The organism is Pseudomonas sp. LBUM1666 (assembly GCF_059695775.1).
Map to the genome: position 1 here is coordinate 1,040,666 of NZ_CP166789.1, position 18,936 is coordinate 1,059,601.

An 18,936-nucleotide genomic window follows, 5' to 3' on the forward strand; every position below is an offset into this window, starting at 1 on the left:
TTCCGACTTTAACGGGGTGATGGCAATCCGCCTAGTGCTATTGGTCACTCTGAAAAATAAACTTCAAAAAAACGTCAAAGTACTTTTTTCTGTCACAGGTTTTGGAGTATTACGAAGACAGACCGCCGAAACCTGCAACACAGGTGGCGTCTTCCAAGACCCAGCTATGGATGCAGTTCACTTGAGTCCCAACAGGTGAATTCGGTGGCCACTTCGAGGCGCAGCACTGTCACGGTATTGCGTCGACTGGCTCCCACAAAGGTGACCGAGTATGGATGATCACGGACGTAGTTCTTCCTCCAACCAGCCAATCCTTTATGTACTCGATACCAACGTATTGATTCACGATCCAAACGCCCTGCTTAACTTCGAAGAACACCACGTCGCCATCCCGATGACCGTGCTTGAGGAGCTCGACAAGCTCAAGAGCGGGCATCACAGTGTGGCTGCAGAATGCCGTCAGGCAATTCGCCTGATCGACAAGACCTTGGGCGATGCCAGCCCCGAAGATGTCGAACTCGGTGTGCCAATCCAGCGCGGCAAGAGTGGGCCCAAGGGTTTGCTGTCAATTTTGATGAGCAAACGTGCCGAGCCAAACATCATTCTGCCCGAGCACTTGAACGACAACATCATCATCAACCAGTTGATCGACCTGCACGCGCGCGAACCAAAACTGCCCGTGGTGCTGGTCACCAAAGACATCAACATGCGGCTCAAGGCCCGGGCGTGCGGGATCGCGGCCGAGGACTACAGCACCGACCAACTGGTCGATGACGTGTCGCTGCTGCCCAACGGTTATCACAACATGACCGGCTCCTTCTGGGATCGTGTGAGGAATGTCGACACCCGTCAGGATCATGGCCGCACCTGGCACCAAGTGCAGTTGATCGACAACCTGCCAGCGGTGCACATCAACGAGTTCATCATCGACGAACAGGGTTTTGTCGGCTGGATCAAGGAGATCGAGGAAGACAAGCTGTTGATTCTCGACCTGCATCAGGAACCCCTGTTGCACCAGGAAGCCTGGGGCCTGAAACCGCGTGACATCTATCAAAGCCTGGCGCTGTACGCCTTGCTCGACCCGGATATCCACCTGGTCAACCTGACCGGGGCAGCAGGTTCGGGTAAAACCATCCTCGCACTGGCGGCGGCGATCGAGCAGACCATGGTCAGCAAACGCTATCGCCGGATCATCGCGACCCGTAGCGTGCAGGGCCTGGACCAGGAGATCGGTTTCCTGCCCGGCACTGAAGCGGAAAAAATGGAGCCTTGGCTGGGCGCCATCACCGACAACCTCGAAGCCTTGCACATGGATGACGAAAACACCCATGGCAGCGTCGATTACATCCTCAGCAAAGTGCCGTTGCAGTTCAAATCCCTCAACTACATCCGAGGCCGCAGCTTTCAGCAGAGTCTGATCCTGATCGATGAATGCCAGAACCTCACGCCGCACCAGATGAAAACCATCATCACCCGTGCCGGCGCCGGTTCCAAAGTGGTGTGCCTGGGTAACCTGGCGCAGATCGACACCCCTTACCTGTCCGCGACCAGCTCCGGGCTGACATACCTGACAGAACGCTTCAAGGATTTCCCCAACGGTGTACACATCACCCTGCAAGGGGTGCCACGTTCGATTCTGGCCGAATACGCCGAATCGCATTTGTAACCTCCACCGAAACCGGGCGACCTCAAAGTCGCCCGGTTTTTTATGCCCCACACATAACCCTGTGGGAGCGAGCTTGCTCGCGATGGCGGCGTGTCAGTCACTATCATCACTCAATGGCAGACCGCTATCGCGAGCAAGCTGATCTGGCCTAATGAATTTGGACACATCAATAGGGCGCTATGATGGCGCCCAAATCTGAGGTGTGCATGATGATGCGAAAATCCTATTCCAGTGAGTTCAAACTCAAAGCTGCAAGCATGGTGCTCGATGAGGATCAGCCGATTCCCGAGATCTGTGCCAGCTTGGATATCGGCCCAACAGCTTTGCGCCGCTGGGTCGAGCAGGTGCGAAAAGAGCGCGCCGGATCGACGCTTGTGGGTACCAAGGCGATCACCGCCGACCAGAAGCAAATCCAGGAACTCAAAGCCCTGCTGAGGCAGAAAGACCGGGATATCGAAATCCTAAAAAAGGCCAGTGCTCTCCTGCTTTTGGACTCCAAAGATCATTCCCTCTGATCAGTGAGCTGGGCGAGCAGTACGGCATTACAGACTGCTGCCGCGTGTTTGAAGTCAACCGCAGCAGCTATTACGCCTGGCGCCAGCGCCAAGGTAAAACCAACCCGAAGCGCGAAGCGCTCAAGGTTGTTTTGATTAAATACCACAAGGCATCAAGAGGCTCGGCAGGTGCACGAACCCTCTCCGAAGATCTGCGGGGTGACGGCCATCAGGTGGGCCGCTACATGGCCCGCGGTTTGATGAAGGAAGCTGGGATCGCTAGCCGTCAGCGCAGACCTCACAAGTACAAGTCATCGGGCGTTGAGTCGCTGGTGGCTGAGCATGAGCTGGAGCGTGAGTTTTACGTAGCTGATATCAATAAGGTTTGGTGCGCGGATATCACCTATATCCAGCTGGGCAAGCGCTGGCTCTACTTCTCAGTCGTTCTGGATCTATTTGCGCGACGAGTGGTGGGCTGGTCGTTTTCACTGGTCGCCGACGCGACGCTGGCACGCGAATCACTGCGAATGGCCGTCGAATTGAGAGGGCAACCCAAAGGCGTACTGTTCCATTCTGACCAGGGATGTCAGTACACCAGCCATAAATTCAGGGACGAACTGATGGCGCACGAGCTTAGGCAAAGCATGAGTCGAAAAGGCCAATGCTGGGATAACGCCCCGATGGAGCGTTTTTTTGGAAGTTTGAAGTCCGAATGGGTGCCTGAAGACGGCTACAACTCGGAACACGAAGCCCGAGTTGATATAAACCGCTATGTGACGCGCTACAACAATGTCAGGCGCCACAGTTACAACGGTTACCACTCACCTGTAGCAGCGGAAAAGCTGGCGGCGTGAGAACCGAAAAAAATGTCCAAAATTACTGGACCAGTTCAAGCTCGCTCCCACAGGGGATATGTGGTGATCCGTTAATCAAACGTGCGGAATTTTGACCCGCAGGTTTACAATCGGTGCTCCTGATCAGGAGTATCCCTGTGCTGACTCATCTCGATTCCCAAGGTCGCGCCAATATGGTCGACGTCACTGAAAAAGCCGTGACGTTCCGTGAAGCAACGGCCCAAGCGCTGGTGCGCATGCTGCCCGAAACCCTGCAGATGATCGTCAGCGGCGGTCACCCCAAGGGTGATGTGTTCGCCGTGGCGCGTATCGCCGGCATTCAGGCCGCGAAGAAAACCAGCGATCTGATCCCTCTGTGCCATCCGCTGCTGCTCACCGGCGTCAAGGTCGAACTCAGCGCCGAAGGCGACGACACCGTGCGCATCGTCGCGCGCTGCAAATTGTCCGGGCAGACCGGCGTAGAGATGGAAGCCCTGACCGCCGCCAGCGTCGCGGCGCTGACTATCTACGATATGTGCAAAGCCGTGGATCGCGGCATGACCATCGAAAGCGTCCGGCTGCTGGAGAAACTCGGTGGCAAGAGCGGGCATTTCCAGGCGGACCAGCCATGAACGTCACCGTAAAATTTTTTGCCCGTTACCGTGAAGCGCTCGGCGTGGACTCGGTGAAGGTCGAAGGCAACTTCGCCACCGTCGACGATGTGCGCGCGCTGCTTGCCCAGCGAGACGGTGCCGATGTGCTGAGCGAACAGAACCTGATGTGCGCCCGCAACGAAGACCTGTGCCAGCTCGATGAGCCGGTGAGCGATGGTGATGAAGTGGCATTTTTCCCGACTGTCACCGGAGGCTGAGCCATGGCGATTCGCGTGCAATCCACGGCGTTCGATCCGGGTGCTGAAGTCAATGCCATGCACGCCGCCAATGTGGGCGTTGGTGCGGTGGTGAGTTTTGTCGGCTATGTTCGCGACTTCAATGACGGACTCGACGTCGCCGGGATGTTCCTTGAGCACTACCCGGGCATGACCGAAAAAGCCCTCGCCAAGATCGCCACAGAGGCCGAGCAGCGCTGGCCGCTGCTCAAACTTGAAGTGCTGCATCGCATCGGCGCCCTGGAACCGGGTGAACCGATCGTCTTCGTCGGCGCCGCCAGCGCCCACCGCCAGGCCGCGTTCGATGCCTGCGCCTTTGTCATGGACTACCTGAAAACCCGCGCACCGTTCTGGAAGAAAGAGCACACCCCTGATGGGGCGCGTTGGGTTGAAGGGCGTGACAGCGATCATGCGGCGGCGGATCGCTGGAAGTAGTAATTCCTGCGGTGTCTGCAATTACGCCTTCGCGAGCAGGCTCGCTCCCACAGTTGATCTTCAGGCACACAAAATGTGTGTACGACAAAGACCCCCTGTGGGAGCGAGCCTGCTCGCGAAGAGGCCATCAGCAACACCTGAAATCCCAATGACCCACCGCCCGACCACCGGCAGGCACATCTTAATTTGCCCCGATTGACGGCTTATACATAAAAGTCCAGTATGGAATTATAAGTACAAAAAAGCGCTTCCCCGTTTCTGCTCTTTCTTCTGTCTTGCCAAACCAACAACAACCCGCGAGAGAACGAACATGAAGAAATTCCCCCTCATCACCGGTCTGGCTCTGAGCCTGTTGGCGTGCAGCAGCCTGTTCGCCGCCGATAAAACCCTGCGCATCGGCATCGAAGCGGCTTATCCACCGTTCGCGTCCAAAACCGATAAAGGTGAGATTGTCGGGTTCGACTACGACATCGGCAATGCCCTGTGCGCGCAGATGAAGGTCAAGTGCGTTTGGGTCGAAGGTGAGTTCGACGGCCTGATTCCTTCCCTTAAAGTGAAGAAAATCGACATGGCGCTGTCGTCCATGACCATCAACGAAGACCGTAAGAAATCCGTGGATTTCACCCACAAGTATTACTTCACCTCATCGCGTCTGGTGATGAAGGACGGAGCGGTCGTGGATGACCAGTACGCCAGCCTCAAGGGCAAGACGGTTGGCGTGCAGCGCGCAACCACCACTGACCGTTACGCCACTGAGGTTTTCGAGCCGAAGGGTATCAACGTCAAGCGTTACGGCAACAACGAAGAAATCTACATGGATCTGGCTGCCGGACGCCTCGATGCCATTTTTGCCGACACCATCCCGCTGAATGACTTCCTGATGATGCCGCGTGGCAAGGGTTATGCCTTTGTCGGGCCAGAGCTCAAGGATCCGAAATACGTGGGCGAGGGCGCCGGGATTGCGGTGCGCAAGGGCAACACGGAGTTGGTCTCCGAGCTGAACACGGCCATCGACGGCATTCGCGCCAGTGGCGAATACCTGAAGATTTCAGAGAAGTACTTCAAGTCTGATATCTACGGCGACTGATCAATCGCTAGCAGGGGCTTTCTCATGAAAGCCTCTGCGCAGTTCCGATTCCTGAAAAACGCTTGAAAGTTAATCCCTTCTTAACCGGCTTGTCGTCTATTCCCCGATACCCCGCTGTGCGCGCCAGACTCTCAAAGGTCAGGGCCAGCGTGTAGACTTCTGGGCAATCGATATTTAGAAGGGAAACGCAATGAGCGAGGAAACGATGCGGTTGGGCCGTGAACGGCGCTATCTGGTGTTGCTGGGCATCATCTGCCTGGGGCTGATCGGTGGTGCGCTGTACATGCAAATTGTTCTGGGCGAGGCGCCATGCCCGCTGTGCATACTGCAACGTTATGCGTTGCTGCTGATCGCGCTCTTCGCGTTCATCGGCGCGGCCATGCGCACCCGCCGCAGCATCACAGTATTTGAAACCCTGGTGGTGATCTGCGCCCTTGCAGGCGTCGGAGTGGCCGGGCATCACGTCTATACCCAGTTCTATCCGGCGGTCAGCTGCGGCATCGATGTACTGCAACCGATAGTCGACGGTTTGCCACTGGCGAAGATCTTCCCGCTGGGCTTCCAGGTCGACGGCTTCTGCTCCACGCCGTACCCGCCGATCCTCGGTCTGTCGCTTGCACAGTGGGCGCTGCTAGCCTTTGTGCTGGTCGTGGTGCTGGTGCCGCTGCTCACTTCGCGTAACCGCAAAACCCAACGCTGAAGTCATCCGCCGCAATCGCTGCCACGCAAAAAAACGCCCCGGCCCTCGTTGAGGGGGCCGGGGCGTTTTGCATTTCAGGGCACAGGTGAAATGACCTTGATGCGCGACAAGTATGGGGGCGACACGTGTGCGACATGTTGTCACATCGGGAGTGTCGCAAGGCATTTCAAGGCGCCGAATTGGTACATGGCTACGCAACAAAATTGGCCTGTTTTAGCGTCCGGCAACCTCAGTCTCAAAAATCCGGAACAGGCAGTTTTAACAGGCCCTGGCGAATTGCCGAAGCCCTTGTCACATGGGGGCTTTGGCAGGGTCGAAGGAGGGCGCAGAGCCTTCGATACTGTCTGAACTGCCTGAGGTAGACCTACAATTTTTGGTGTTTTTGTTGAGAATTAATTTCGATACCATGGCGCGCTTTTGCAAATACCGTTAATGATTGTTGCTGGAATGGATAAAAATTATTTCGGGATGAGACATGGTTTATAAAACGTTACATATCTACAATCGCCCGCACTGAAATCCCGGCACTGCTCACCCTTACTCAGGTGCATGAGCAGAAATAGGGCGTCGAGAGGCCAATTGGCTTCATGCGGCTCCCAGGTGTCGGTGCCTTCCAACTATCCGCACCAAATGGAATTGGTCTGTAACAAGGCCTTTGACCACGAATTCGAATAAGAACGCAACGCTGGCCCAGGATTTGTCGAACAGCGTCTGACGCGCGACGGGCAGCCACTTATTCAATCCAAGAAAAATGCCAACCCTTGGCAGGGTGAAGTGTTGGCGATCAAAACCCAACTGCATTGCGCAAGCTGCTTTAGAGGTCGTGAGATGAGTAAAAACAGGTACCCCAGACTACTAGGCTTATTGCCGCTGATCGGCACGTTGTTGCTGTCAGGCTGCAACATGACCTTGCTCGATCCCAAGGGCCAGGTCGGCCTGGACGAGCGAAACCTGATCATCACCGCAACGCTGCTGATGCTGTTGGTCGTGGTTCCGGTCATCGTCATGACCTTCCTGTTCGCCTGGAAATACCGCGCGTCCAACACCGACGCTGTCTACACGCCGAAATGGTCGCACTCCACCAAGATTGAAATCGCGGTGTGGGCTGTTCCAGTGCTGATCATCATTGCTCTGGGTTATGTCACCTACAAGTCGACCCACGCGCTGGATCCCTACAAGCCGCTGGAATCCGACGTCAAGCCGATCACCATTGAAGTCGTCGCGCTGGACTGGAAGTGGATGTTCATCTATCCGGAGCAAGGCATCGCCACCGTCAACAAGATCGTGTTCCCGGCGCACACGCCGATCAACTTCAAGGTGACTTCGGACTCCGTGATGAACTCGTTCTTCATCCCGGCCCTGGGCGGCCAGATCTACGCGATGGCCGGCATGCAGACCAAACTGCACCTGATCGCCAACCAGAACGCTGAAATGGACGGTATCTCCGCCAACTACAGCGGCGCGGGTTTCACCGGTATGAAGTTCAAAGCTATCGCCACCTCTCAGGAAGATTTCGACGCCTGGGTCAGCGAAGTCAAAAAGGCACCTAAACAGCTTGAAAAAGCTGAATACGAAGCCCTTTCCAAGCCAAGCCAGAACAACCCAGTCGAGCTCTACTCCTCGGTCACGCCAAACCTGTTCCAGATCATCGTCGACAAGTACGAAGGCATGAAACCGGGCAAGCCGATGCACCACGAGAAGAAAGAGCACGAAATGGCCGCCATGGAAGGGATGGACATGAGTTCGCATTCAGCTGCCGGGGCAGAGGAGTAAACGATGTTTGGTAAATTAAGTTGGGAAGCGGTCCCGTTCCACGAACCGATCGTGATGATAACCATCGCCATGATCGCGCTCGGTGGCCTGGCGCTGTTCGCTGCAATCACCTATTTCAAGAAGTGGACCTACCTGTGGTCCGAGTGGCTGACCTCGGTCGACCACAAGAAAATCGGCGTGATGTACATCATCGTTGCCATGGTCATGCTGCTGCGCGGTTTTGCCGACGCCATCATGATGCGTACCCAGTTGGCCATGGCCACCGAGGGTTCGCCTGGCTACCTGCCGCCTGAACACTATGACCAGATCTTCACCGCTCACGGTGTGATCATGATCATCTTCATGGCGATGCCATTCTTCACCGGCCTGATGAACCTTGCAGTGCCGCTGCAGATCGGCGCGCGTGACGTTGCCTATCCGTTCCTGAACTCCCTGAGCTTCTGGCTGCTGGTTTCCGGCGTGGTGCTGATCAACCTGTCCCTGGGCGTCGGCGAATTCGCCAAGACCGGTTGGGTTGCCTATCCGCCGCTGTCTGGCCTGCAATACAGCCCGGGCGTGGGGATGGATTACTACATCTGGGCGCTACAGCTATCCGGGTTGGGTACGACGCTGACGGGGGTCAACTTCCTGGCCACCGTGCTGAAAATGCGTACCCCGGGCATGAAGCTGATGGACATGCCGATCTTCACCTGGACCTGCACCTGGGCCAACGTCCTGATCGTGGCCTCGTTCCCGATCCTGACCGCTACCCTGGCACTGCTGACGCTTGACCGTTACATGGATTTCCACATTTTCACCAATGAACTTGGTGGCAATCCGATGATGTACGTCAACCTGTTCTGGGCCTGGGGTCACCCCGAGGTTTACATCCTGATTCTGCCGGCGTTCGGGATCTTCTCCGAAGTCATCTCGACCTTCACCGGCAAGCGTCTGTTCGGCCACCACTCGATGGTCTACGCCAGCGGCGCGATCTCGATCCTGGGCTTCATGGTCTGGCTGCACCACTTCTTCACCATGGGTTCGGGTGCCAGCGTCAACGCCTTCTTCGGTCTGGCGACGATGCTGATTTCGATCCCGACGGGGGTGAAGCTATTCAATTGGCTGTTCACCATTTACCAAGGGCGTCTGCGTTTCACTAGCCAGGTTCTGTGGACCCTGGGCTTCATGGTGACCTTCGCCATCGGCGGCATGACCGGCGTACTGCTGGCCATTCCGGGTGCGGACTTCGTCCTGCACAACAGCCTGTTCGTGATCGCTCACTTCCACAACGTGATCATCGGCGGCGCGGTATTCGGCTACATCGCAGGCTTCGGCTTCTACTTCCCTAAAGCGTTCGGCTTCAAGCTGCACGAAGGTTGGGGCAAGGCAGCGTTCTGGTTCTGGATCTCGGGCTTCTTCGTCGCGTTCATGCCGCTCTATGCACTGGGTTTCATGGGCATGACCCGTCGTCTGAACGCCACCACCAACCCTGAGTGGGTGCCGTACCTGTACGTCGCCATGTTCGGTGCGGTGATGATCGCGGTCGGTATCGCCTGCCAGCTGATTCAGCTGTATGTCAGCGTGCGTGATCGCAACAAGCCGGAAAATATGTGCGAACACGGCGACCCGTGGAATGCACACACGCTGGAATGGTCGACCTCGTCGCCACCACCGTTCTACAACTTTGCCGTGCTGCCAAAAGCGGAAACCATCGATCCGTTCACTGAAGCCAAGGAAAACGGTACCGCGTACAAGGCTCCGGCCAAGTACGAACCGATCCACATGCCAAACAACACCGCGACCGGTGTGGTCATGGGTGCTCTGTTGACCGTGTTCGGTTTCGCGATGATCTGGCACATCTGGTGGTTGGCCATCGTTGGTCTGGTCGGCACCGTGGTGTATTTCGTGATCCATGCTGCCCGCGATGATCAGGGCTATATGGTGCCGGTCGACGTGATCGAGCGCATCGAAGCCGAGCAGCACAAGCGTCTGGTAGCGGCCGGGAAAGTTCCAGCCACCGCCACCCGTGTTGAAACCTCGTTGGAACAGGCTTAAACCATGTCGAACTTAGTGACCACTGCTGGACACGCCCATGGCACGGACCATGGGCACGACGACCATCACCACGACTCGGGCGAGATGACCGTATTCGGTTTCTGGCTCTACCTGATGACCGACTGCATTCTGTTTGCGTCGATCTTCGCGGCGTACGCGGTACTGGTTAACAACGTAGCAGGTGGCCCGTCGGGCCACGACATCTTCGAACTGCCGTATGTACTGGGCGAAACCGCTCTGCTGCTGTTCAGTTCGATCACCTACGGCTTCGCCATGCTGGCGTTGTTCAAGGGCAAGAAGAACCAGGTGCTGGGCTGGCTGGGCATGACCTTCCTGTTCGGCGCCGGCTTCATCGGCATGGAAATCAACGAGTTTCACGTACTGATTTCCGAGGGCTTCGGTCCTAGCCGCAGCGGCTTCCTGTCCGGGTTCTTCACCCTGGTCGGCACCCACGGTCTGCACGTGACCAGCGGTCTGATCTGGATGGCGATCATGATGTACCAGGTGCAGAAAAACGGCCTGACGGCGACCAACAAGACCCGTCTGAGCTGCTTGAGCCTGTTCTGGCACTTCCTGGACGTGGTGTGGATCTGCGTATTCACCGTTGTTTATCTGATGGGGACTATGTAAATGGCTAACGCTCATTCCCACGGTAGCCACGACGCCGGCCACGGCAGCGTCAAGTCTTACGCTATCGGTTTCATTCTGTCGGTGATCCTGACGGTCATTCCTTTCGGCCTGGTGATGTACCCATCGCTGCCGAAAGCCCTGACCCTGTGGATCGTACTGGCCTTCGCAGTCATCCAGGTGCTCGTGCACCTGGTGTACTTCCTCCACCTGGACCGTTCGGCCGCGCAGCGTAACAACGTGATTGCGTTTGTTTTCGCCGCGATCGTGATTGTCCTGTTGGTAGGCCTGTCGCTGTGGATCATGTTCAGCATCCACTCCAACATGATGGCGCACTGAGGAAAGTCCGGATGTCCTTTAAGCACTTTATCCAAATCACCAAACCGGGGATCATTTTCGGTAACGTGCTTTCTGTGGCGGGCGGATTTTTCCTGGCCTCGAAAGGGCATGTCGATCTGGCCATTTTCCTGGCCGCCATGATCGGCACGTCGCTGGTGGTGGCTTCCGGTTGCGTGTTCAACAACTGCATCGACCGCGACATCGACCTGAAGATGGAACGCACCAAAAACCGGGCGCTGGTCCAGGGCTTGATCTCCCTGAAACTGGCCCTGGCGTTTGCGACCGTCCTGGGTGTTTTCGGCGTTGCGCTGTTGTACAAAGTGGCCAACCCGTTGGCCGCGTTGTTCGCGGTGATCGGCTTTGTCATCTACGTCGGCTTCTACAGCCTGTACCTCAAGCGCAAGTCGGTTCACGGCACGCTGGTGGGCAGTCTGTCGGGCGCCATGCCGCCGGTGATTGGCTACGTGGCTGTGACGAACAGCTTCGACATGGCCGCACTGACGTTGCTGGTGATGTTCAGCCTGTGGCAGATGCCGCATTCCTACGCCATCGCGATCTTCCGCTTCAACGATTACCTGGCCGCATCGATTCCGGTGTTGCCGGTGAAGCGCGGGATTCAAGTGGCCAAGAAGCACATCCTGCTCTACATCCTGGCGTTCCTCGTGGCGACCTTGATGCTGACCTTCAGCGGCTACGCCGGCATGAGCTACCTCGCCGTCGCCGCGGCCATGGGCATGTACTGGTTGTACATGGCCTGGACCGGCTACAAGGCAGTGGATGACACGGTCTGGGCACGCAAGCTGTTCGTGTTCTCGATCTTCACCATTACCGCGTTGAGCGTGATGATGTCGCTGGACTTTAAAGTGCCGAGTGAGCTGTTGCTGACGTACGCGCCTTAAGATTCAGAGGCTGCATTGAAAAGCCCCGCCTTCGAGAGAAGAGCGGGGCTTTTTATTGGGGCATCGGTCTTGGTCGTGGTGCTGGAACGGTACACGTAATGCCCCGAGCCCTGGCGTGAAACCACCAGACCCTTGGCCCGCAGCGGTCCAACGCATCCACCACCGTGGACTTGCCCACGTTCATCAAGTCGGAAAGTTCGCGGATTGGCGGCAGTTTGGCCCCGTGAGGCGGCCCGCCCTGGCTGATCGCCACCGACAATTGGTCGACGATCTGCTGGACCAGCACCTATCACGCTAACCAACCACTATTCCGCATCAACGGCGGCGTCCCGGTTATTCAAGCCCTCTCCCACGCCTTTGATCTGCTCGAAGTCCCGCGCTTGAACAAAAAAGCCCCGCATTTCTTTCGAAGGCGGGGCATTCAGGTGTTCGCTCGTCAGTTCAATCGTTTTCGAATTTAAGGGGCATCAATTTGATCCAAGCTGATTTTCATAGGCCAGCCCCCGAGTCGAGATCTTTGGGCTAATCTGTCAAAAAAACGGATCCAATTTTTGATCGGGGAGGAGAGATGACTGAACACATGACCTGCGATGAACGATTCATCGCACTGGCAAAAGAGCTTGGCTACGATATCTACGGCGAGAATACGGCCGGCGGGCATTACTCGCTGTTGGTGCGGCATCACGATGAGCTTTACATCAGCGGTCTGGTGCCGCGGATGAATGGTGAAATTCAGTATCCGGGCAGGGTAGGCCTGGATCTGACGCTGGCGGATGCACAGAGCGCTGCCAGCATCAGTGCGTTGCGCGGTTTGGCATTGATTGTTGATTCCATCGGTTCGCTGGACAAGATCAAGTCGCTATTGCGCGTCACGGTTTACATAAAGTCCACCGCGGATTTTGTCGATTTGAGCGAAGTGGCCAACGGTGCGTCGGACGTTTTCAGTCATGTACTGGGCGATGCCGGTAAACATACCCGAACCACGATCGGCGTTTATCAACTGCCGAAAGACGCAGCCATTGAAGTTGACATGATCGTGGCGATACGGCCATCAACGCTCTAACGATGAACCTGCAGGCAATAAAAAGGCCCGCGCTGAATCTCAGTGCGGACCTTTTCAGTCATCGATGGCGTGTGTTACTGCGCGGCGATGCTATAGCCATCGAACGCGGTTTGCTGCTGAAGCGCGGTGATGATGTTCTTGCGGTTAACCGCTTGTTCGGCCCCGGCATTGTCCAGGAAGGTCTCGCTTTCCAGCTCCGCTTCTTCGCCTTCGCCGACGAAGGTAAAGCCCAGGAACTCCAGCGCTTCACGGTCAACGTTCAGACGCGAACGCGGGGTGCGTAGCGGCAGCGTGACGCTGATGCCGTCTTTGCTGATGGTGAACACTTCGACATCTTTTTTGGCGCGAGCCGCTTTGCTTTTGCCACTGCTTGGGTTGCTGATGGCCTGGTGGGTCTGGTTCAGCACTTTCAGTGCGAGGCCATAGACCAATTCCTGAAATGCCGGGTCGTCCTTGAAACTGGAGAGAATCCGGCTGATCGGGAATTTGCTGCTCAAGTCTTCCAAGGCTGCAATGTCGGCAGCCTCGGCGTCCTTGAGCTGCTTGAGTTCGCCCATCAATTCGTAGGCTTTATCGTCGTCGAAGCTGTCGTGAGCCTGGCGAATCGCGGCGCGCAGCTCGCGGATCTGGTCGCTTTCCCGGGTGGACTGGAAAGCGTCCAGGATCATCTCGCTGATGGTCTTGGCCTGGGGCACGTGCTGTGAAAGATTGATGGAGTTTTCGTATTCCGCTTTGGACGACAAGGTGACTACGGATTCAGCGGTATTGGAATCGGACATTGAAATTTCACTACTTCTTTTAACTTGGATTGAGGCGAGAAAGCACAGGGCCTTTTCAAGCCGCCTAATCTATTGGACCGAGGCGGCGTTGTCACGGATGAACAGGCGGCTGGTCATCATTTTTGGCACAGCGGCTTTTAACCGGCGGCTATCTGGGGGCGTTTTGCCTGAAGTGTCAGCAGCAGTCGACTATTTCCCCAGCGTATTCAGATTCATCGACCGAACCGCCAATTGCTCAGCCGTTTGCTGATCCACCGCCAACGAAAAGCGGAAGGTCGCGCCGCGGCCGGGAACGTCAATCAGCTGGATCTCGCGGCCATGCAATTGCAGGATCCGGTGCACGATCCGCAACCCCAGTCCGCCATCACGCCGTGCGCCGCCAATGTTGAACGGACGCAGGAACAGACCTTCGCGCAATTCGGCAGCGATGCCGGGGCCGGTGTCGCTGACGGTGACTTCGATAAAAGGTCCTTGAGGGCGCAGGCTGAGCTCGATTTCTCCTCCTTGCGGGGTGTGGCGCAGGGCGTTGTCGAACAGGTTGGTGAGCACCCGCTCGATCAATCCAAGGTCGGCGCAGGCCGCTGAAACATTGGGTGCGAAGGTGGCCTTCAGTTCGACCTGGCGCGCCTCGGCCGTCAGTTCGAATTTCTGGAAGATGTCCTGCACCAGATCGGTCAGCGAGAAACGCTCCAGCACCGGTTGCACGAAGCCATGTTCGAGGCGCACCAGCTCCAGCAGCGATTGCGCCAGACCACCCACCTTGCGGCTTTGATCCAGCGCGATGCCCAGGTAACGGCGGCGGTCGGCGGGTGACAAGGTGGCGTCCTTGAGCGACAAGGTTTCCAGGTAACCGTGCAGCGAGGCCAGAGGCGTGCGCAAGTCGTGGGAGATGTTGGCCACCAGTTCACGGCGTTCTTGATCCTGGCGGGTCAATGAGCGCCATTGCTCGCCGAGGCGTGCCTGCATCTGCCGGAAGGTGGCGTCGAGTATGGCAATTTCATCGTGGCTGGCGGCTTTTTCCACCGGGACGGATGCAGGCGGTGTTACCGGAGCGCCATCAATGTCGAACTGGCTGACGGTTTCGGTCAAACGGCGCAAAGGTCGGGTGATGAGGGCGAATGCCGTGAGACCGGCAATCAGGCACAGCAACGCCACCAGCCCGATGGACAACAGCGCGGTATTCAGGGCGGCGCTGGTGGCGCCGCGTTCGGCGAAGCGGTCGTGCTCTTCGCTCAGCAGCACCACATAGAGATAGCCCACCGGTTTTCCATTGACCTGCAATGGCGCGGCGCTGAACACTTTGCGGCCATCGACGCTGCGCGGATCGTCGCCGAGAACCGGCAGGGCATCGCCCTTGAGCAGACGCTGGATCGGCGCCAGATCGACCCGCTCCCGGCGTATCCGACCCTCCGGCGCAGCACTGCCGACAATCCGGCCCTCGGGGTCGAGCAGATAGACCTCGACACTGGGATTGACCAGCATCAGTTTGCTGAACAGGTCGCGCACGGCGTCGGGCATCAGGCCTTTGGTGTCCATCAGCACGGTGTCATGGGCGATGTGCCGGGCCAGATCCCGCGATAACCCTTGCACCACTTCCAGCTCATGCATCTTGTTGGACCGCACCTGCATCCATGCCGACGTGCCGCAGCACACCAGCAGCAACGCGGCGAACACCAGCGACAGGCGTTGAGTCAGGGTCAGTCTCACGGCTGCTCCTCCCTGGCCGCGAATTTGTAGCCTCGTCCCCACACCGTGAGGATGCGCGCCGGTTGCGCTGGATCGGCCTCGATCTTTGCCCGCAGGCGGTTGATGTGAGTGTTGACGGTGTGCTCGTAGCCTTCATGGCTGTAGCCCCAGACGGCGTTGAGCAGGTCCATGCGCGAGAACACTTTGCCAGGCTGACGGGCGAAGAAATACAACAGGTCGAACTCCCGTGGCGTGAGGTCGAGGCGGCGACCGTCAAGGGACACATCGCGCGTGATCGGGTCGATGGAGAGGCCGTCCGTGATCAGGCTGCCGGCGTCCATTTTCAGGTTGCGGGCCATGGCGTCGACCCGTCGCAACAGCGCTTTGACCCGGGCCACCAGTTCGAGCATGGAAAAGGGTTTGGCCAGGTAATCGTCGGCGCCGAGTTCGAGCCCGAGAATCCGGTGCACTTCGCTGGAGCGCGCACTGGTAATGATGATCGGTGTGTAGCGGGCCATGGCGCGGGCCCGGCGGCAGATTTCCAGGCCGTCGACACCGGGCAGCATCAGGTCGAGGATCAGAGCGTCCCAGCTTCCTTGCTGCAGCAGGCGCATGCCTTCATCGCCGTCGGCGCAGTGCACCACCTCGAACTGCTCATCACGTAGATGAAGGCAGATAAGGTCGGCGATATGCAGGTCGTCCTCGACCACGAGGACGCGTTTGGTCTGTTCCATCAAGCTCAATCCTTCGGCGCAATGAGCGCATTGTGCGGGTTTTCCGGGGCCTGAGTTATCACGAATTGTTTAACTTCTCGTGAGGATTTGGCGATCAACCCAAGCCTAGGCTGTGTTCCATGACAGGCACCTGGAATTTTCGGAGACGACCATGTTTTCACGGCGACAGTTTCTCTTAGCAAGCGGCGGGCTAGGCGCTGCAGCCCTGGTCATCGGTGTATTGCCAAAATTTGCCGCGCGTTCTGCACTGGTCAGTGATGCCAGCGCGGCGGAGGTGTTCGAGGTGACTCACAGCGACAGCGAATGGCGCGCCATGCTCAGCGCCGAGCAGTACGAAATCCTGCGCGAAGAGGGCACCGAACGGGCCTACAGCAGCCCGCTGAACAACGAGCACCGTGAAGGTACTTTTGCCTGTGCCGGTTGCGATCTGCCGCTGTTTTCTTCCGCGACCAAGTTCGACAGCCGCACCGGTTGGCCGAGCTTCTGGGCACCACTGGACAAGGCTGTGGCCACTCGTCAGGACCGCTCCTTCGGGGTGCTGCGCGAAGAAGTCCACTGTCGGCGTTGTGGCGGTCATCTGGGCCATGTCTTCGACGATGGGCCCAAACCCACCGGCTTGCGTTACTGCATGAACGGCCTTGCGATGACTTTTGTGCCGCAGGCGACGACTTGATCCGCGGGTACTCCCTTTCATTCATTCAGGAATCAGCCTCATGAAAACCCTACTCACCTGGCGCCGCACCCTGTTGGGTTTGGCCGCTGCCGGTGTCATTGGCCAATGCCTGGCGTTCTCTTTCGGTGCGGCGGAAGACGCGGTCATCATTCCTCCACCCACCCTCGACGAAACCACCCAGGCCGACAGCGAAAGGGCGGTCTTTGCCGGCGGTTGCTTCTGGGGCGTCCAAGGCGTGTTCCAGCATGTCAAAGGGGTGAAGAAAGCGGTCTCCGGTTACGCCGGCGGTGCAGCCAACACCGCTCAGTACGAGCGGGTCAGCAGTGGCGATACCGGTCATGCGGAATCCGTCGAAGTTACCTTCGACCCCCGTCAGGTCAGCTACGGTACCTTGCTGCAAATCTACTTCTCGGTGGCTCACAACCCTACCGAACTCAACCGTCAGGGACCTGACCGCGGCACTCAGTATCGCTCGGCGCTTTTCCCGGAAAACAGTGAACAGCAACGTGTCGCTCAGGCCTACATCGCTCAGCTCGACGCCGCCCATTCATTCAACAAACCCATTGTCACCACGCTGGAAACCTACAACGGTTTCTACCCGGCGGAGGAGGAACATCAGGACTTTCTGACCGAGCACCCGACCTATCCCTACATCGTGATCAACGATCTACCGAAGGTCGCGCAGCTGAAAAAGCTTTATCCGGATCGGTATCAGGAGAAACCGGTGTTGGTGAAGGCGGGGATGTGAATGGCGGGTTGGCTATTTACGACGCGGGCGCTCCATCGTAATGGTCGACGTTTCAAAACCCAGGCTTGAAAAGAAATCCGAAGCGCCTTCCCGGCCTGCCCGCAGAACCCAGGTCATGTCGGTGTTCTCGCCCATGACATGCTCAACCAGCGCACGCCCGACACCTTCACGTCGATGCTGTCCACAGACAACGACCATCGACAGATAACCGTTTGATAGGCCGTCAGTGATACCTCGGGCAAAACCGATAATTTGGGAGCCCTTCATAGCAAGGGCTGTGCGTTGGGAGTTAGCGATCAACTGCGCAAAATGTTCAGCAGAACCTGTGCGGTGAGCCCATCCGTTTTGCCCCAGAAAAAGGCGTACGGACTCTACTTCCGAGGGCAGTACATCGCGAACATGCAAGGCATTGTTCATCCGGAAATCACATTCTTGCCCGCAATCTTCGACCGATACAGCGCCTGATCGGCCCTGGCCAGCAACCCGGTCTGTTGTTCTTCTTCAAAGCGCTGAACCACGCCAAAACTCATGGTCACTTGAAAGTCCCCCACTGGCAGCAGGCTTGCGAGGCCATGGCGGATACGTTCGGCGAGAGTCCGGGCGTCGGCGAGTGGTGTATTGGGAAGGATCAGGATGAACTCGTCGCCACCCCAACGCGCGAGCAGATCGCCTTCACGTACGCAGTGCTTCACGCTATCGATCACTTGCACCAATGCCGTATCGCCCAGCGCGTGGCCATAGTGATCGTTGATGTTCTTGAAGTCGTCGATGTCCATGGCGATCAGCGACAGCGGTTGTCGAAAGCGTTGGGCGCGGTCGCATTCCTGGGGCAGGGCTTTTTCCAGGCGATAGCGGTTGGCGATCGATGTCAGTGCGTCGGTTTCCGCCAGTTTGCGGTTTTCTTCGAGTTGGATTTGCAGTTGCTGATTGACGCGAGACAACTCTCGGGTGCGTTCTTCAACAATCGCTTCAAGGGATTGGTTGCGCCGTTCAAGCGCTTCGTACAGACGCTTCTTGTCTTCGATGCTGCGGTGCGCGCCGACCATCCGCGCCACCGAGCCGTCGGCATTGCGTGCCAGTACGTAGCCACGGTCTTCGATCCAGGTATAGCTGCCATCCTGCATGCGGCAGCGATACTCTGCCTGATAGCCGGGGGCGCGCTGATTCAAGTAGTCATCGAACAGTGTCATGACCTGCTGGTAATCGTCGGGATGGATCACGTTTTCCCAGGTCAACACGTTGTTATCCAGGGAATGAGGCGGGTAGCCGAGCATCTCGTACCACCCGGGGTTGCGATAGACGAACCCGGTGTTGGCGTTCCAGTCCCAGATCCCATCGCTGACCAATTCCAGAATGGTGTGCAGCATGTCTTCGTTCAAATCCGACAGATTGAACTTCAACGGCTCGATATTCGACGCTTCACCCATCTCCGCACTCCCTGCCGCCCTGATATCTAAGTGACCCGCCTGTCGAGGAG

The 18,936-nt window shown here is 57.4% G+C and carries 22 protein-coding genes and 1 pseudogene; 17 read left to right on the forward strand and 6 right to left on the reverse strand.

The genetic code is table 11. The annotated features are described in order from the left end of the window. Positions 1-271 precede the first annotated feature (271 nt). From ACA056_RS04590 to cyoE, 13 genes are all read left to right on the forward strand, one after another. Entirely contained in the window at positions 272-1,666 is a 1,395-nt protein-coding gene (locus ACA056_RS04590; protein WP_129438280.1) for a PhoH family protein, read from the forward strand. A gap of 206 nt (positions 1,667-1,872) precedes the next feature. Next, the gene (locus tag ACA056_RS04595) at positions 1,873-2,181 is read left to right on the forward strand and encodes a transposase (protein ID WP_231987638.1); all 309 of its coding nucleotides are present in this window, start codon (positions 1,873-1,875) and stop codon (positions 2,179-2,181) included. A gap of 26 nt (positions 2,182-2,207) precedes the next feature. Beyond that, positions 2,208-3,014 (forward strand): IS3 family transposase, encoded by an 807-nt coding sequence (locus tag ACA056_RS04600; RefSeq protein ID WP_403108674.1) that lies wholly within the window; start codon positions 2,208-2,210, stop codon positions 3,012-3,014. 137 nt (positions 3,015-3,151) lie between these two features. Beyond that, complete coding sequence (gene moaC, locus ACA056_RS04605; protein ID WP_033061025.1) at positions 3,152-3,625, forward strand: cyclic pyranopterin monophosphate synthase MoaC; 474 nt, start codon at positions 3,152-3,154, stop codon at positions 3,623-3,625. Then, on the forward strand, positions 3,622-3,864 hold the full coding sequence (gene moaD, locus ACA056_RS04610; protein WP_415757845.1) for a molybdopterin converting factor subunit 1: 243 nt from the start codon (positions 3,622-3,624) through the stop codon (positions 3,862-3,864). Before moaC ends, moaD begins: the two co-directional genes overlap by 4 nt. Positions 3,865-3,867: 3 nt before the next feature. Continuing rightward, positions 3,868-4,317, forward strand: coding sequence for a molybdopterin synthase catalytic subunit MoaE (moaE, locus tag ACA056_RS04615; protein WP_497270825.1), 450 nt, complete (start codon positions 3,868-3,870; stop codon positions 4,315-4,317). Positions 4,318-4,627: 310 nt separating this feature from the next. Continuing rightward, positions 4,628-5,404 carry an ABC transporter substrate-binding protein gene (locus ACA056_RS04620; RefSeq protein ID WP_497270827.1) on the forward strand — a complete coding sequence of 259 codons (777 nt, stop codon included), beginning with the start codon at positions 4,628-4,630 and terminating at the stop codon, positions 5,402-5,404. Positions 5,405-5,594: 190 nt separating this feature from the next. Beyond that, complete coding sequence (locus tag ACA056_RS04625) at positions 5,595-6,104, forward strand: disulfide bond formation protein B (RefSeq protein WP_497270829.1); 510 nt, start codon at positions 5,595-5,597, stop codon at positions 6,102-6,104. An 828-nt stretch (positions 6,105-6,932) separates the two neighbouring features. Continuing rightward, the gene (gene cyoA, locus ACA056_RS04630) at positions 6,933-7,877 is read left to right on the forward strand and encodes a ubiquinol oxidase subunit II (RefSeq protein WP_283183047.1); all 945 of its coding nucleotides are present in this window, start codon (positions 6,933-6,935) and stop codon (positions 7,875-7,877) included. 3 nt (positions 7,878-7,880) lie between these two features. Then, positions 7,881-9,911 carry a cytochrome o ubiquinol oxidase subunit I gene (gene cyoB, locus ACA056_RS04635; protein ID WP_497270831.1) on the forward strand — a complete coding sequence of 677 codons (2,031 nt, stop codon included), beginning with the start codon at positions 7,881-7,883 and terminating at the stop codon, positions 9,909-9,911. Positions 9,912-9,914: 3 nt separating this feature from the next. Continuing rightward, a complete protein-coding gene (locus ACA056_RS04640) occupies positions 9,915-10,541 on the forward strand; it encodes a cytochrome o ubiquinol oxidase subunit III (RefSeq protein WP_074873898.1) in 627 nt (208 codons plus the stop codon). After that, positions 10,542-10,877 carry a cytochrome o ubiquinol oxidase subunit IV gene (cyoD, locus tag ACA056_RS04645; protein ID WP_497270833.1) on the forward strand — a complete coding sequence of 112 codons (336 nt, stop codon included), beginning with the start codon at positions 10,542-10,544 and terminating at the stop codon, positions 10,875-10,877. 11 nt (positions 10,878-10,888) lie between these two features. Continuing rightward, complete coding sequence (gene cyoE / locus ACA056_RS04650; RefSeq protein WP_095132943.1) at positions 10,889-11,776, forward strand: heme o synthase; 888 nt, start codon at positions 10,889-10,891, stop codon at positions 11,774-11,776. A gap of 65 nt (positions 11,777-11,841) precedes the next feature. On the opposite strand, the pseudogene ACA056_RS04655 reads toward cyoE, so the two are convergent. Continuing rightward, a pseudogene (locus tag ACA056_RS04655) lies at positions 11,842-12,062 on the reverse strand (GntR family transcriptional regulator); the annotation flags it as partial. Here ACA056_RS04655 and ACA056_RS04660 point away from each other — a divergent pair. After that, on the forward strand, positions 12,046-12,237 hold the full coding sequence (locus ACA056_RS04660) for a DUF3077 domain-containing protein (protein WP_497273490.1): 192 nt from the start codon (positions 12,046-12,048) through the stop codon (positions 12,235-12,237). The pseudogene ACA056_RS04655 and the gene ACA056_RS04660 sit on opposite strands and share 17 nt — an antisense overlap. Before the next feature lie 107 nt (positions 12,238-12,344). Beyond that, a complete protein-coding gene (locus ACA056_RS04665; RefSeq protein ID WP_497270835.1) occupies positions 12,345-12,839 on the forward strand; it encodes a RidA family protein in 495 nt (164 codons plus the stop codon). 74 nt (positions 12,840-12,913) lie between these two features. On the opposite strand, the gene ACA056_RS04670 is transcribed toward ACA056_RS04665, so the two are convergent. The 3 genes from ACA056_RS04670 to ACA056_RS04680 form a co-directional block, all read right to left on the reverse strand. Beyond that, positions 12,914-13,618 carry a hypothetical protein gene (locus ACA056_RS04670; RefSeq protein WP_497270837.1) on the reverse strand — a complete coding sequence of 235 codons (705 nt, stop codon included), beginning with the start codon at positions 13,616-13,618 and terminating at the stop codon, positions 12,914-12,916. Between the two features lie 189 nt (positions 13,619-13,807). Then, positions 13,808-15,325, reverse strand: a complete 1,518-nt coding sequence (locus ACA056_RS04675; protein WP_497270839.1) for a sensor histidine kinase — start codon at positions 15,323-15,325, stop codon at positions 13,808-13,810. After that, positions 15,322-16,038, reverse strand: a complete 717-nt coding sequence (locus ACA056_RS04680; RefSeq protein WP_123365373.1) for a response regulator transcription factor — start codon at positions 16,036-16,038, stop codon at positions 15,322-15,324. Before ACA056_RS04680 ends, ACA056_RS04675 begins: the two co-directional genes overlap by 4 nt. A gap of 151 nt (positions 16,039-16,189) precedes the next feature. On the opposite strand from ACA056_RS04680, the gene msrB reads away from it, so the two are divergent. Continuing rightward, the gene (gene msrB, locus ACA056_RS04685) at positions 16,190-16,711 is read left to right on the forward strand and encodes a peptide-methionine (R)-S-oxide reductase MsrB (RefSeq protein WP_497270841.1); all 522 of its coding nucleotides are present in this window, start codon (positions 16,190-16,192) and stop codon (positions 16,709-16,711) included. A 40-nt stretch (positions 16,712-16,751) separates the two neighbouring features. After that, positions 16,752-17,459, forward strand: coding sequence for a peptide-methionine (S)-S-oxide reductase MsrA (msrA, locus tag ACA056_RS04690; protein ID WP_497270843.1), 708 nt, complete (start codon positions 16,752-16,754; stop codon positions 17,457-17,459). Between the two features lie 12 nt (positions 17,460-17,471). Here the strand turns inward: msrA and ACA056_RS04695 are convergent, their stop codons facing one another. Continuing rightward, a complete protein-coding gene (locus tag ACA056_RS04695; RefSeq protein ID WP_497270844.1) occupies positions 17,472-17,876 on the reverse strand; it encodes a GNAT family N-acetyltransferase in 405 nt (134 codons plus the stop codon). Then, positions 17,873-18,886: a sensor domain-containing diguanylate cyclase gene (locus tag ACA056_RS04700; RefSeq protein WP_497270846.1), complete on the reverse strand. Its 1,014-nt coding sequence runs from the start codon at positions 18,884-18,886 to the stop codon at positions 17,873-17,875. The genes ACA056_RS04695 and ACA056_RS04700 overlap by 4 nt, the downstream gene beginning before the upstream one ends. Positions 18,887-18,936 lie beyond the last annotated feature (50 nt).